Consider the following 13,597-nt stretch of genomic DNA (forward strand, 5'->3'; position numbering starts at 1 on the left):
CAGAAGAGAAACATCCTTCCGTTTCTTTTAGCAAATTATTTAGGACGACCTTTGAGCATGCGAACAGGGCCTTTCAGAAGGACTCTCATGATCCGGCTTCTACCACAAGGTGGCGCGTGTACCTTTGAGTCATCTCGACCGTCTGTTTTTTAAACTCTCGATTATATCTTCTCATTACTGACACATCGAGTGGATTTACTTTTATTTATTGTGGCATTCTCTATTCTTCGTGGCCCTTTTTTTGATTAACACTCAAAACTACAAGCATTTTATATTAATTTGTGTCGCATTTAATCAGTGATGCTCTTAGAATAACTCCATATTCCATGTATCCTTTTAGGCAAGTAAGCATATAAACCCAACCTTCTTTATTATCTAGTAGTTGACCAATTAGATTTTCGCTTTTCTCATTAAAACCTTCTTCATTCACTTCTACAATTGTGCTATGGTTATCTTCTTGGATAAATTTGATTGTTACTACATGATTGCCAGCCCACTCAAAAACAATTTTTTTATTTTCTTGAATTTCTTTTATATCAATATCTCCCTGAGCGCCATATTCCTCATATCTTAATGTTACAGTCTTTCCTTCTTCCCATCTTTCGGAGCTTGAAGAAAACCAAAAGTATCCTATTTTTTCAGGATCAACTAATGCCTCGAAAATCTCATTCGCCGGCTTTTGAATTCTAATTTGGGAAAGATTATTCATTTTAATATTTCTCCTTCCAATGACCTCATCATGGATTATATCTTTCGTTATTTACCGTCATGTGAGACCTCATCGTACTCTAGGCGGAAAAACTCCTATGGAGGTACGTTCAGTTTAATCATATTTTACTGACCGCTACAACTTTGCTTGACCAAGTTAATGGGAAGACTAATAATGCAAGTACATCGAGCTTCTTTGGCTTGATGTACTTACGAATTAATGGAAAGGAATTTATCATGGGAAATAAAAAGTTTATAAGGTCAGATTGGAGTGGTGGTTATTACGAACTTTCTATTGAGCTCCATCCAACTGGGGACGACAAAAGACTTAATGACGCACTGTTAATGCTTTCTAAAAGCCCTATTATCCACGGTGTTTGGATTGAAAAAGGTGAATATGGCAACCCTCCTATCCAATTTCCCCTCTCCTTATCTAATATAAACTCACCATGGTATTGTTTGATGAATATGGATCAGTTTGTAGTCGAATGCGAGATAAGAATCGTAAGAGTAGAAGGGGAGTCAGATTGGATAGACATATCCATTCCACAGAATACTTTGGAGAAAATATATCCGTACAGATATCCTTTGCTTTCATCGTTAAACCCCTGGTTGTTAGTCGTGGATGATTTACTTATCAAATTAGCAGGTGATATATTCAGAGGATCACCTTTTGATTTTGCAATGATAGGAGAAGAGGTTTGTGGTTTGACCAATAGAGAAGAGTTGTTATTTCAGGATATCTACAAGGAAAACTTCTTGTTACCCGGAGATTTATATGCAAAATTTGGTTTGGTTGAAGAAGGAGAACCAGTAGCAGAAGGACTGAGGCTTTACAGATTGAAGGAGAAGTTATCATAACACCTATCCCAGGGGGAGTTCGCCTCCTACATGATGAGAATATTGCTCGTCCTTCATCGATCCTAAATCCATTAAGCAAAGGGACAGCAAGCTACAACCTATTCTGAGCAAAACAACCCTCCCCCACCCCTCCCCTCCTCAAAAACTCCCCACACCATTTCCACCATCAAGAACATCCGTGCTATACTAGACAGAGGATCGACTTTACACCGAATAGCGGATCGATCCCATTAACATGGAATTCACGAATGCATATTTAAAGCCTCAGACGGAGGAAAGGATAGCGATGATGGAGATAGAAACGATGAAGCTGAAGTCGAGTCATCCATTGGTGGAGCAATTTCTCACTTCCTTTAACTCGGTTTCTGATTGGTATACATACAATCCACAGGATGCCACCAGCTTCCATAGACGACTTGCGCATGTCCAGAAGCGAGAGGAAGGGATGGAGCGAGCAAAGCTAGTGGAAGTGTTGCAACAATATCATGCTGGTGATTTGATGCACCCAGAAGTGCAGAAAAACATGGAGCGACTCAAAGACCCCGCGAGTGTGGTAGTGATAGGGGGACAGCAAGGGGGGCTTTTAACAGGTCCTCTTTATACGGTATATAAAGCGGTCTCTATTATCCAGATGGCACGGCGGGAAGAAGAGCGGTTGGGTATCCCCGTGATTCCTGTCTTTTGGATCGCGGGCGAAGACCATGACTTGGAAGAGATTGATCACATTCAATTGCTGACGGGAGAGAAGGAGAGGAAGAAACATTCCTTTTCCTTGCGCGATTACGAGCAGCAATCAGCTAGTTCGGTTCACCCCGAGGAGAGTCAACTTCAGGAATGGCTGGATCACTTGCAACAACTGTTACCCGATACAAAGGAGAAGCAGGAGCTGATTGCCACGCTCAAAAAGTTGGGGCAAGGGGGTATCAGTCTGTCCCGCTTTTTTGCGCGGGTGATGCATCATTTATTTGGTACTTATGGTCTCGTACAGATTGATGCTTCCTTCCCTCCTCTTCGTACAGCAGAAGCCCCCTTCTTTCAGACGCTAATCGAGCAAGAAGGACGCATAGCGGATGCTGTGTCCACCAGCATGCGTGAAGTAGAAGCAGCCGGGTATCCATCCCAACTAGCGGAACAACCGGACCATACCAACCTGTTTCTCTATGAAGAGGAGAAGCGTCATCCGCTGATGCGAACAGAGACTGGCTATCGCTTACGAGAGGGAGATAAGGAGTGGTCGCGGGAAGAGTTGCTGGCGCTAGCAGTCAGTGATCCACAGCGATTGAGTAATAATGTGGTTACACGCCCCCTCATGCAGGAGTGGGTCTTTCCTACGCTGGCGGTTGTAGCCGGACCAGGGGAGATCGCCTACTGGGGATTGTTACGCCGTGCTTTCTCCCAAGTAGGATTGGAAATGCCGTTGGTGATGCCTCGTGGGAGCTGGACGTTGGTGGACCGTACGAGTCACCGTTTATTGGAGAAGTATCAGTTGACCGTGTATGATATCATGGAGAAATGGGAAGAGAAGTGGGAGGCTTGGCTTCGCGGACAAGTACAGCCCGATGTGAAGCAGCTATTTGCGGATGCGAATAAGGAAATTGACCGCTTGTATCATGCCTTGATTGATGGGATTTCGCCCATTCGTCCCGACTTACCAGAATTAGGGGAAACCAACCGTGAGCGGGTGCAAAAGGAACTCCACTATCTGGAGAAAAAAGCATGGGGAGCGTTAAATCAGCGGCATCAAGTGGCACGTTCGCATTTTGAGACGCTTCGCACGCTCTTGTTTCCAGCAGAAAGCCACCAGGAAAGAGTGTATAATGTGGTTCCCTATTGGAACTGCTATGGAACGGAGTGGATTGATTTTTTGATCCAACAACCTCTTTCCTCCTTCGACCATCAAGTGGTAAAAATATAAGTAGAGGAATCATACTTACATTCCCTTAAGTCAGGAAAAATAAATTTCCTTGATTAGGAAAGGAGCCTATTATGAGTACGACAGAACATCAAAGCGATATTCGCGATATTTCACTGGCACCGAAAGGTCGCCTCAAAATGGATTGGGCACGAGAGCACATGAAAGTGATTAATCGTTTGCGTGAGCAATTGGCCCCAGAGAAGCCGTTGGCAGGAAAGCGGGTAGCGATTTCGCTTCACTTGGAAGCCAAAACCGCTTGCCTCGCGGAACTATTGCGTGACTTTGGCGCAGATGTTGTGATCACGGGAAGTAACCCTTTATCCACACAAGATGAGATCTGTGCGGCACTGGTTGAAGGGGGAGTTACCGTTTTTGCTAAGCATGATCCGTCCCCAGAAGAATACAAAGCGCATCTCCTACGGACGCTGGAAACACGTCCCGACCTGATTATTGATGATGGAGGAGACTTGATCGGTATTCTTCACGGTGAGCGTCCAGACTTGATGGAACAAGTGCAAGGTGGTTGCGAAGAGACCACCACCGGGATCCTGCGCCTGCGTGCTTTGGAAAAAGAAGGCGAATTGAAATTCCCTGTGGTAGCGGTCAATGATGCTTATTCCAAATTCTTGTTTGATAACCGCTATGGAACCGGACAATCCGTCTGGGATGGTATTAACCGCACGACCAACTTGGTGGTAGCAGGGAAGACCGTTGTGGTTGTTGGTTATGGCTGGTGTGGTCGCGGTGTGGCCATGCGTGCGCAAGGTTTAGGCGCACGAGTGATTGTGACGGAAGTGGATGCCATTAAAGCGACAGAAGCGCATATGGATGGCCATACGGTTATGCCAATGGAAAAAGCGGCTGCGCAGGCCGATTTCGTCGTGACGGTTACCGGTAACCGTGGAGTAGTAAGTGGAGATGTGCTGGACAATCTCAAAGATGGTGCCATTCTGGCTAACGCAGGTCACTTCGATGTAGAAATTGATAAAATCTGGTTGCAAGACCACGCTGTGGATACCCGTGTGGTACGTGAAAACATCACGGAATACAAAACAGCTGAAGGGCGTAAGATCTATCTCTTGGGCGAAGGACGCTTGGTTAACCTCGTGGCAGGCGACGGCCATCCGGTGGAAATCATGGATATGACCTTTGCTCTGCAAGCTTTGGGTCTTCTCTATATTAATGAAAAGTACGAGAAAATCGGTGCACGCGTGATCGATGTTCCGTATCACTTGGATGAGCAAGTGGCTCGCTTTAAATTGGAATCCCTAGGATTGGAAATTGATGAGTTGTCAGAAGAACAAGAGGAGTACTTGGCAAGCTGGCAAGTTTAATCCACAAAACCCTCATCAAAAAAAGCAAATGCTTTACAAAATCCTGTGCCCTTGGGTGCAGGATTTTTCAGTATGCCTGTGGTATAATTTACAGTGTGGTGGAAAGTGGGGGAAAGTGGAGGAAAAGGGGGGATGAGGGGAGGCAACGGACATGTTCATGGGAGAATATCGGCATTCGATAGATACCAAGGGTCGGCTCATCATGCCGGCAAAATTTCGTGAGGAGCTTGCTCCTTCGTTTGTCGTCACCCGTGGCTTGGACCAATGCCTATTCGTATATCCGATCAATGAATGGAAACAACTAGAGAAAAAGCTGAAGACATTGCCCTTTACGCGCTCCGATGCGCGTGCATTTACACGCTTTTTCTTTTCCGGTGCGACGGAAGTTGAGCTGGATAAGCAAGGCCGCATCAATATTCCAACGCATTTGTGTCAGTATGCTCATCTCACCAAAGAGTGTGTGGTGATCGGGGTTTCCAGTCGAGTGGAGATCTGGAGCGATGAGAAATGGGGCACGTATTATTCCGAATCAGAAGAGTCTTTCAACGATATAGCAGAAAAACTAGTGGATTTCGATATCGATTTATAGGGTAAAGGAAGAGAAGAGATGTTTAACCATGAAACCGTACTCCGACAAGAAGCTGTAGAGGGTCTTCGTATTCGCCCCGATAGTGTGATTGTTGACTGCACCTTGGGGGGCAGTGGACATAGTCAACTCATCAGCCAGCAGCTGGGACCAGAAGGAAGATTGATCGGCATCGATCAAGACGAACGTGCTTTGAAGGAAGCTGCGCATCGTCTCTCCGCTGCGACCTGCCAGTTGCACTTGGTAAAGAGCAATTTTGAACACCTGACAGCGGTACTGGAGGATTTGGATCTGACGCAGGCAGATGGTTTTTTGTTCGATCTGGGTGTTTCCTCACCGCAATTGGACGAGGGAGAGCGCGGCTTTAGCTACCACTATGATGCCCGCTTGGATATGCGGATGGATCAAGATCAGCCTTTAAGTGCCTATGAAGTGATAAACGAATGGCCCGAAGAGGAGATCAGCCGTATCATCTATCGCTACGGAGAGGAGAAATTTGCCCGTCGAATCGCCCGTATGGTGGTAGAAGCCCGTACGAAGCAACCACTGGAAACAACTAGCCAGCTAGTGGAAGTGATTAAGCAGGCGATTCCAGCTAAAGCCAGACGAACGGGTCCTCATCCGGCGCGTCGCACTTTTCAAGCGATTCGTATCGCTGTTAACGATGAGCTGGGGGTGTTTGAACGGGCACTGGAGCAAGCGATTCATCTCTTGTCTCCTGAGGGACGCGTCTCGGTGATCACGTTCCATTCTTTAGAGGATCGAATCTGTAAACGTACGTTTCAGGAGTATGCGAGAGGATGCATTTGTCCTCCTGGGTTCCCCGTATGTACATGTGGGAATACCCCTACTCTGACGTTAGTCAACAAAAAACCGATCGTACCCTCTCCACAAGAGATTGAAGCGAACGCACGTGCGCGTTCCGCCAAATTACGTGTCGCAGAGAAAAGAGAGTAGGGTGAAAAGATAAAGGGGCAGGAGGGTATTACGATGGATCAACGAATCCGAGGGAATACCGCTTTAGATTCTCTTGATCATCTCTCTGGTCAGCCAACCCAAAAGAAAAAGAGACTGGCACAAGTTAGAGGTCTTCCCAAAGGTGAAAAAATTCTGTATTTATTCAGTGTTGTCGTTTGTGTGGGGCTGGCACTCTTGGTCGTGGCACAACATGCCACTGTCAATGAGTGGAATGTTAAAATCCACGCCGTCAATCAAGACATTGAGCAGGTGAAACAAGAGAAGAAAGAGTTAATAGCGGAAAAGCGAGAGCTGGAAGACGCTGAGCGCATTCGTGAATTTGCGGAATCACAAGGGATGATTCCAAGCGAAGAGATTAAGCCGCTTCCAAGCGCGTCAGCAACTTCGTCCGATTAGTGGAGGGAAGTTATGGAGGAACGTCTGAAGAGATTGACCCGTGACCAGAAGTTTCGCAGTCTGTTCATCGGTTTGTTCGTGCTTTTCTCTTTTGTACTGGTGTTGGGACGCGTCTTTTTGCTACAGACAGTGAAAGCAGATGCCTACTTAGAACAGGCCAAAGTGCAATGGGAGAAGCAAAAAGCGATTCATGCCGAGCGCGGGGAGATTGTAGATCGAAACGGTCATCCCTTAGCCTGGGAAGTAGAAAAATACTTACTTGTAGCAGATCTTAACCAGGTACAGAAGAAGGATAAAAAGAAAATTGCCAAGCAATTATCTACTCTTCTAGAAGTAGAAGAAGAAGAAGTGTTAGCCAAATTGCAGAATAAGGAAGCCAAACAAGTCGAGTTGCGATTTGGTGGAGATTATAAGGTATCGAGACAGGTGTATGAAGAAGTAATGGACAAAAAGTGGGACGGTATCCGTGGGATTCCGCTTCCGAGTAGGGATTATGTAAGCAAGCCAGAGGCGGGACACGTACTTGGCTTCGTCAATGTCGAAGGAGAGGCGAATGGGGGACTGGAGCTGGCTTATGATGACCTTCTGAGTGGAAAGGAAGGGAACATTTCTTATCAAAAGGATAAGGATGGGATGATGATTTCCGAGCCGGATCAATTTGCCCCACCGCAACCCGGTCATAATTTAAAATTAACGTTGGATACGAGAGTCCAGCGGGAAGTAGAAGCCATCCTTCAGGAAGCCGTAGAAGAATCTGGTTCCAAGGCAGCGACAGCGATTGTGATGGATCCTCATAATGGAGGGATAATGGCACTTGCCAATACTCCTAGCTTTGATCCGAATCAATATAGCGCTACCTATGGGAAAGAGGTGAATGGAAGAAATAACGCACATAATATTGCGGTGAGCCATCAATATGAACCCGGATCTACCTTCAAAATTGTGACACTCGCAGCTGCGATTGAGGAAGGAGTTTTTGACGCAGACTCCACATTCCAATCGGGATCGATCCAAGTGGGGGGAGTAACTATTCGTGATTGGAACCGCACGGGTTGGGGTGAAATTAGCTATCGCGAGGGTGTAAACCTGTCGAGTAATGTGGCCTTTGTTCATATGGGGCAACGATTAGGCGAAGAGCGCTTTGTCGAGTATGTGGACCGGTTTGGTTTTGGCAAGGTGACCGAATCGACTGGGAAGATGACTGGCATTGATTTACCTGCCGAAGCAAAAGGCATCTTCTACGGACATCCATCGCTTCATGCCTCGGAGCTGGCGACTGCTTCGTTCGGTCAAGGGATTGCCGTTACGCCTATTCAAAGTGTGACTGCTGTTGCAGCTGTCGCCAATGGTGGCGTGCTACACCGTCCATATTTGGTAGATGAAGTAGTGGACCCTGAGACAGAGAAGACAGTGGAAAAAACAAAAGTTAAAGGGAAGCGTGTCGTCTCGCAGGAAACGGCTAGCGAGGTAACAGAGCTTTTAACGGGCGTGGTACGAGAGGGCTCTGGTCAAGAGGCACAGTCCGATCTATATGAAATTGCTGGAAAGACGGGGACAGCACAAAAGCCTGATGGTGCGGGTGGCTATGCCAATGGGAAATATTATGTATCCTTTGTTGGATATGCCCCGGCAAATGATCCGCAAGCTGTGGTTTACGTCGCACTCGATGAACCCGGTTATGGTTCGCCGTCTGGCGGAGCGGTGGCAGCCCCTGTGGCAAAAGAAATATTGGAAAAGACGTTATCCTCATTAAAAGTGAAAACAGAGGAATAAAACCCCTTCAGGCAATCCATGCTTGGAGGGGTATTTCGTTCTATCCGTTAGGAAAGAGGAATAGGCTCCTTATTAGAGAAGGGACAACCTCGGGATGGAAGGGGATGATGAGTTGCGTCTGACCAATCGCTTGGTGAGGCGGCGGTTATGGGCGGCTTTGCTAACGGTATTACTCGTTTTTACTGGGCTATTGGGGAGATTGGGTTTTGTTCAATTGGTGCAGGGAGATGAACTGGCAGAGCAAGCAAAAGATTTGTGGAATCGCGATATTCCCTTTCAGGGGAAGCGGGGGCGCATATTGGATCGCAATGGAGACGAGCTAGCATACAATATTAGTACGCCTTCCATTATCGCTATCCCCGCGCAGATCAAAGATCCGCAGGAGACGGCTCGTACCCTAGCTAGGCACTTGGAAGGTTCGGAAGAAGAGATCTATCAAACGATTACGAAGCGGTCGCTTATGGTGTATGTGCCTGGGGGAAAAAAGATATCGGAGGAGTTGGCCCAGGAAGTCCAGGCCTTGCGTTTAGAGGGGATTGCGATTTCGGATGATAATAAGCGCCACTACCCAATGGAGGAATTTGCAGCTCATGTGCTCGGATTTGCGGGCATTGATAATCAAGGGCTGGCTGGAATTGAATTAACGTATGACCAAGGGCTTTCCGGCAGTCGAGGTTATGTATCCTTTGGCGCGGATGCAGGTGGGAGAAAATTGCCTGGAGCCGAAGAGCAGTTCACTCCTCCACAGGATGGAATGGATTTGGTGCTTACCATCGATAAGTATGTCCAGACTGTGTTGGAGCGGGAGATGGATCAAGCCATGGCCCAGTACGATCCTGAGAACGTTCTCGCCATCGCCATGAACCCCAAGACAGGTGAGATCATGGGAATGGGTATGCGCCCATCTTTCCAGCCCAATGATATCGCCAATACCGATCCGGATATTTATAATCACAATTATCCGATTTGGCGGACGTACGAACCGGGTTCCACTTTTAAGATCATTACCTTAGCGGCTGCATTAGAGGAGCAGAAAATCAACTTAAATGACTCTTTTTATGACCCGGGTTACATTGAAGTAAGCGGTGCTCACCTTCGCTGTTGGAAGAGAGGAGGGCATGGATCGCAAACCTTTTTGGAGGTAGTAGAAAACTCCTGTAACCCCGGATTTGTCGCCATGGGACAAAAGCTAGGGGAGGAAACCTTATTCTCCTATATTCGCAAATTTGGCTTTGGGGAAAAAACGGGAGTGGATCTAAACGGAGAAGCCACAGGCATTTTGTTTACAGAAGAACGGGCAGGTCCGGTCGAATTGGCGACCACCTCCTTTGGACAGGGGGTATCTGTTACGCCCATTCAGCAAGTGGCGGCGGTCGCGGCAGCGATCAATGGTGGAACGCGGGTCCGTCCCCATTTCGCAAAAGCATGGCTCGAAGCGGAAACAGGGGAGACAGTGGAGTCTTTTGAACCAGAAGAGCTAGAGAGGGTCATCTCGGAGGAAACCTCCGCTAAAGTTCGGCAAACATTGGAAAGTGTAGTAGCGCAAGGGACGGGACGCAAAGCGTTTATTGATGGTTATCGTGTAGGGGGAAAGACGGGAACCGCACAGAAAGTAGGGCCTGATGGGCGGTATCTGCAGAACAATCATATTGTCTCGTTCCTCGGTTTTGCTCCAGCGGATGATCCCGAATTAATTGTGTATGTGGCGGTGGATAATCCCAAAGGAATCCAATTTGGTGGGGTCGTGGCTGCCCCGATTGTACAAAATATTTTGGAAGATAGCTTGATGCATTTAGGAGTGAAACGGCGAGAGGATCAGATTCCTCCAGAAAAAACATTAACTTCACCCGATATTGTGACCGTCCCCAATTTGGTCGGACAAAGCTTAGATCAAATTCGGCAGAGCTTGCATCATTATTCCTTGACGACGAGTGGGGATGGGGCTTACGTGATCGATCAACTACCGAAACCAGGGGAAAGAGTGAAAAAAGGAACGCCAATTCAACTCTATCTAGGTGACAAATCGAGCCAAGGGGATTAAAATATATATGTTCATCATTATAAGAAGCGTGCTTCTTGTTTTTTTTTGTGAAAACAGATGAAGGGATCATTCTCTGATCACGAGATCTTGTAACGTGACGAGCGATGACCTATCGATTGAGGAGGAATGACATGCGATTACAGGAACTCTTAGAGCCACTGGTGATCTATGACTCCAAGGGTTCACTCGATGTCGAAATCCTGGGAATCAAGACGGATTCGCGTGAAGTGGAAGCGGGTGACCTATTTGTTGCTTTGCGTGGCTTTGATACGGATGGGCATCAATACATCGAGCAAGCCAAAGAGCAAGGTGCTGTGGCGGTGGTGCTGGAAGAAGGAGAAGCCACTGGGATGACCGCCATCCACGTGCCTGATACCAAAAGGGCGATGGCTGTGTTGGTCTCTCGCTTTTTCAATTACCCGAGCCACGACTTAAAAGTGATTGGTATTACTGGAACCAATGGGAAGACAACGACGGCCTCCTTGGTTCATCGTATTCTGACAGACGCAGGTTTTCAAACCGGTCTTGTAGGGACGACGGGGATACTAATCGGAGAAAAAACATATCCCACGGCCAATACGACACCAGATGTTGATATTTTGCAGCAAAACTTCAGGCGTATGAAAGAGGCCGGTTGTACTTATGTCGTTATGGAAGTTTCTTCTCATGCTCTTTCCTTGGGTAGGACAAGGGGTTGTCAGTATCATACAGCTGCTTTCACCAACCTCACACAAGATCACCTTGATTTTCATGAGTCGATGACGGCCTACCGTGAAGCCAAGGGTCTTTTGTTCTCCCAACTAGGGAATCATTACGATAATGAGCGAGATCGCTTTCCTTTAGCTATACTTAATCAAGATGATCCGGCTACTCCATATTTTGCGCAGATTACGCCAGCGCAAGTGATTACATATGGAATGGAGCAGACGGCCACTGTGCAAGCTTCAGATATTCAGGTGTCGGTAGAGGGAACGAAGTTTCACTTATCCACCTATGCGGGTGACAGTGATGTCTTCCTACAGATGATGGGGAAATTTAACGTCTACAATGCTTTGACGGCGATTGCGATTGCCTTGGGAGAAGGAATTCCGCTTTCCTCTATTGTACAAAGCTTGTCTACTATTTCTGGAGTCGAGGGTCGCCTAGAGAAAGTAGAGATCTCAGCCCCCTTTGCTGTCTTGGTGGATTATGCTCATACACCGGACAGTTTGGAAAATGTCTTGACCACAATCCAAGAATTTTGCACAGGAAAAATCATCTGTGTGGTGGGGTGTGGCGGTGATCGAGATCGAGAGAAACGGCCGATGATGGCAGAAATCGCTGTAAAATATAGTGATCATGTTGTACTTACTTCAGACAATCCTCGAACCGAGTCACCAGAGGCCATTCTGCAAGATATGGAAAAAGGCATACCTGCCGAATGGGCGGATCGCTATCAGGTGACGGTGGATCGGCGAGAGGCGATCGCGCAGGCATTAGCATTAGCGACTGCGGAAGATGTCGTCCTGATTGCTGGAAAAGGGCATGAAACCTATCAAGAAGTAAGCGGTGTTCGCTATCCGTTTGATGACCGAGAGGTTGTGCGAGGGTTGATGCAAAGAGAGGAAGGAACGGAATGAAGCGAACATGTGACTGGATTCGGACGCAGACGGCTGGTCGCCTTTTTGGCAGAGCCTCCGATCGGTATCGGCTGGTCCAGGGTGTTTCCACCGATACGCGTACGCTGAAAACCAACAATCTGTATATTCCCCTAGTGGGAACGCGTTTTAACGGGCACCATTATGTTGAGGAAGCGGCCAAATTGGGTGCAGCGTGTACCCTCTGGCAGGAGGATGTCCCTCTGCCAGATTCGCTGGAAATCCCTGTGATTGTGGTGAAAGATACGCTGGAAGCGCTGAAGCAATTGGCGGCGGCTTATCGACAGGAATGCAGTGCCACAATCGTAGCTATTACGGGGAGTAATGGAAAGACAACGACAAAAGATTTGACCGCTTCTGTCTTATCTCCTTCCTATCGCGTGCATAAGACAGAAGGAAACTATAATAACCACATTGGCCTACCGCTCACTCTGTTGGCGTTGCCGGAAGAAACAGAAGTAGCGGTAGTGGAAATGGGAATGAATCACGCAGGGGAAATTCATGAGCTCTCTACGATTGCCCAACCAGATATGGCGGTTATAACGAATATTGGAGAAGCTCATCTGGAACACCTTGGTAGTCGTGAGGCGATTGCGGGAGCGAAATTGGAGATTCTGGATGGATTGAAAGAGGAAGGCATCATCATTGCTCATGGGGATGAACCACTGCTTGAGAAGAGGCTCCAGGATGTAAAACAAAAGGTGGTGCGTGTCGGTCACGGTCGCGAAAATGATGAGGGTCCACTCCAATGTGAAATTGGACGCGAAGGCATCTCATTTGTTTCACGGTTTTCGCAATATCGATACACCCTTCCGCTATTAGGTGAACATAATGCCATGAATGCCTTGATGGCATTATCGGTAGGGCGAGAACTCCATCTTTCGGAAGAACAAATGAAAGAAGGGTTATCGCAAGCACGTGTATCTGGGATGCGCTTAGAAACCCTACAAGCAAAAAACCACATGCTGATGATAAATGATACGTACAATGCGAGCCCCAGTGCCGTACGTGTCTGCATCGACCTATTGATGGACATGGAGGCAGATCGGCAAAAGTGGATTTTACTAGGAGATATATTGGAGCTGGGCCCCGATGAAGAGCGCTATCACCGCGAAGTGGGTCACTATGCAGCTCAAAAAGGAGTCATGAGGCTATATACAATTGGTGAGCGAGCCCGGTGGATTGCTCAAGGAGCCGAAGAAGCGGGTGGGATATCCCATATTGAGCATTTTTCCTCGCAGGAAGAAGCGGTGCAAACGCTACTGAAAGAGGGAAATGAACAAGTGGTGTTGTTGGCCAAAGCTTCACGAGGAGCTCGTCTGGAACTTGTTGTAAATCAGTTATGTGAAGGGGAGACGAACCATTAAT

The 13,597-nt window shown here is 47.4% G+C and carries 11 protein-coding genes; 10 read left to right on the forward strand and 1 reads right to left on the reverse strand.

Translation table 11 applies throughout. The annotated features are described in order from the left end of the window. Nucleotides 1-274 precede the first annotated feature (274 nt). Nucleotides 275-709 carry an SRPBCC family protein gene (locus AC6RGY_RS03210; RefSeq protein ID WP_499859757.1) on the reverse strand — a complete coding sequence of 145 codons (435 nt, stop codon included), beginning with the start codon at nucleotides 707-709 and terminating at the stop codon, nucleotides 275-277. 236 nt (nucleotides 710-945) lie between these two features. Between AC6RGY_RS03210 and AC6RGY_RS03215 the strand changes: the two genes are divergently transcribed. The 10 genes from AC6RGY_RS03215 (at nucleotide 946) to AC6RGY_RS03260 (ending at nucleotide 13,596) form a co-directional block, all read left to right on the forward strand. Further along, the gene (locus AC6RGY_RS03215) at nucleotides 946-1,569 is read left to right on the forward strand and encodes a hypothetical protein (RefSeq protein WP_499859758.1); all 624 of its coding nucleotides are present in this window, start codon (nucleotides 946-948) and stop codon (nucleotides 1,567-1,569) included. Between the two features lie 286 nt (nucleotides 1,570-1,855). After that, on the forward strand, nucleotides 1,856-3,484 hold the full coding sequence (bshC, locus tag AC6RGY_RS03220) for a bacillithiol biosynthesis cysteine-adding enzyme BshC (RefSeq protein WP_499859759.1): 1,629 nt from the start codon (nucleotides 1,856-1,858) through the stop codon (nucleotides 3,482-3,484). 71 nt (nucleotides 3,485-3,555) lie between these two features. After that, a complete protein-coding gene (locus AC6RGY_RS03225) occupies nucleotides 3,556-4,818 on the forward strand; it encodes an adenosylhomocysteinase (RefSeq protein WP_499859760.1) in 1,263 nt (420 codons plus the stop codon). Nucleotides 4,819-4,969: 151 nt separating this feature from the next. After that, nucleotides 4,970-5,407, forward strand: a complete 438-nt coding sequence (mraZ, locus tag AC6RGY_RS03230) for a division/cell wall cluster transcriptional repressor MraZ (protein ID WP_499859761.1) — start codon at nucleotides 4,970-4,972, stop codon at nucleotides 5,405-5,407. A gap of 18 nt (nucleotides 5,408-5,425) precedes the next feature. Continuing rightward, on the forward strand, nucleotides 5,426-6,361 hold the full coding sequence (gene rsmH, locus AC6RGY_RS03235; RefSeq protein WP_499859762.1) for a 16S rRNA (cytosine(1402)-N(4))-methyltransferase RsmH: 936 nt from the start codon (nucleotides 5,426-5,428) through the stop codon (nucleotides 6,359-6,361). A gap of 33 nt (nucleotides 6,362-6,394) precedes the next feature. Then, on the forward strand, nucleotides 6,395-6,778 hold the full coding sequence (gene ftsL / locus AC6RGY_RS03240) for a cell division protein FtsL (RefSeq protein ID WP_499859763.1): 384 nt from the start codon (nucleotides 6,395-6,397) through the stop codon (nucleotides 6,776-6,778). Nucleotides 6,779-6,790: 12 nt separating this feature from the next. Continuing rightward, nucleotides 6,791-8,551 carry a peptidoglycan D,D-transpeptidase FtsI family protein gene (locus tag AC6RGY_RS03245; protein WP_499859764.1) on the forward strand — a complete coding sequence of 587 codons (1,761 nt, stop codon included), beginning with the start codon at nucleotides 6,791-6,793 and terminating at the stop codon, nucleotides 8,549-8,551. A 112-nt stretch (nucleotides 8,552-8,663) separates the two neighbouring features. Then, a complete protein-coding gene (locus AC6RGY_RS03250) occupies nucleotides 8,664-10,592 on the forward strand; it encodes a stage V sporulation protein D (RefSeq protein WP_499861447.1) in 1,929 nt (642 codons plus the stop codon). Nucleotides 10,593-10,723: 131 nt separating this feature from the next. Beyond that, the gene (locus AC6RGY_RS03255; RefSeq protein WP_499859765.1) at nucleotides 10,724-12,211 is read left to right on the forward strand and encodes a UDP-N-acetylmuramoyl-L-alanyl-D-glutamate--2,6-diaminopimelate ligase; all 1,488 of its coding nucleotides are present in this window, start codon (nucleotides 10,724-10,726) and stop codon (nucleotides 12,209-12,211) included. Further along, nucleotides 12,208-13,596: a UDP-N-acetylmuramoyl-tripeptide--D-alanyl-D-alanine ligase gene (locus AC6RGY_RS03260; RefSeq protein ID WP_499859766.1), complete on the forward strand. Its 1,389-nt coding sequence runs from the start codon at nucleotides 12,208-12,210 to the stop codon at nucleotides 13,594-13,596. Before AC6RGY_RS03255 ends, AC6RGY_RS03260 begins: the two co-directional genes overlap by 4 nt. The last annotated feature ends 1 nt before the right edge of the window (nucleotide 13,597 follow it).

It is taken from the genome of Mechercharimyces mesophilus, assembly GCF_059818345.1.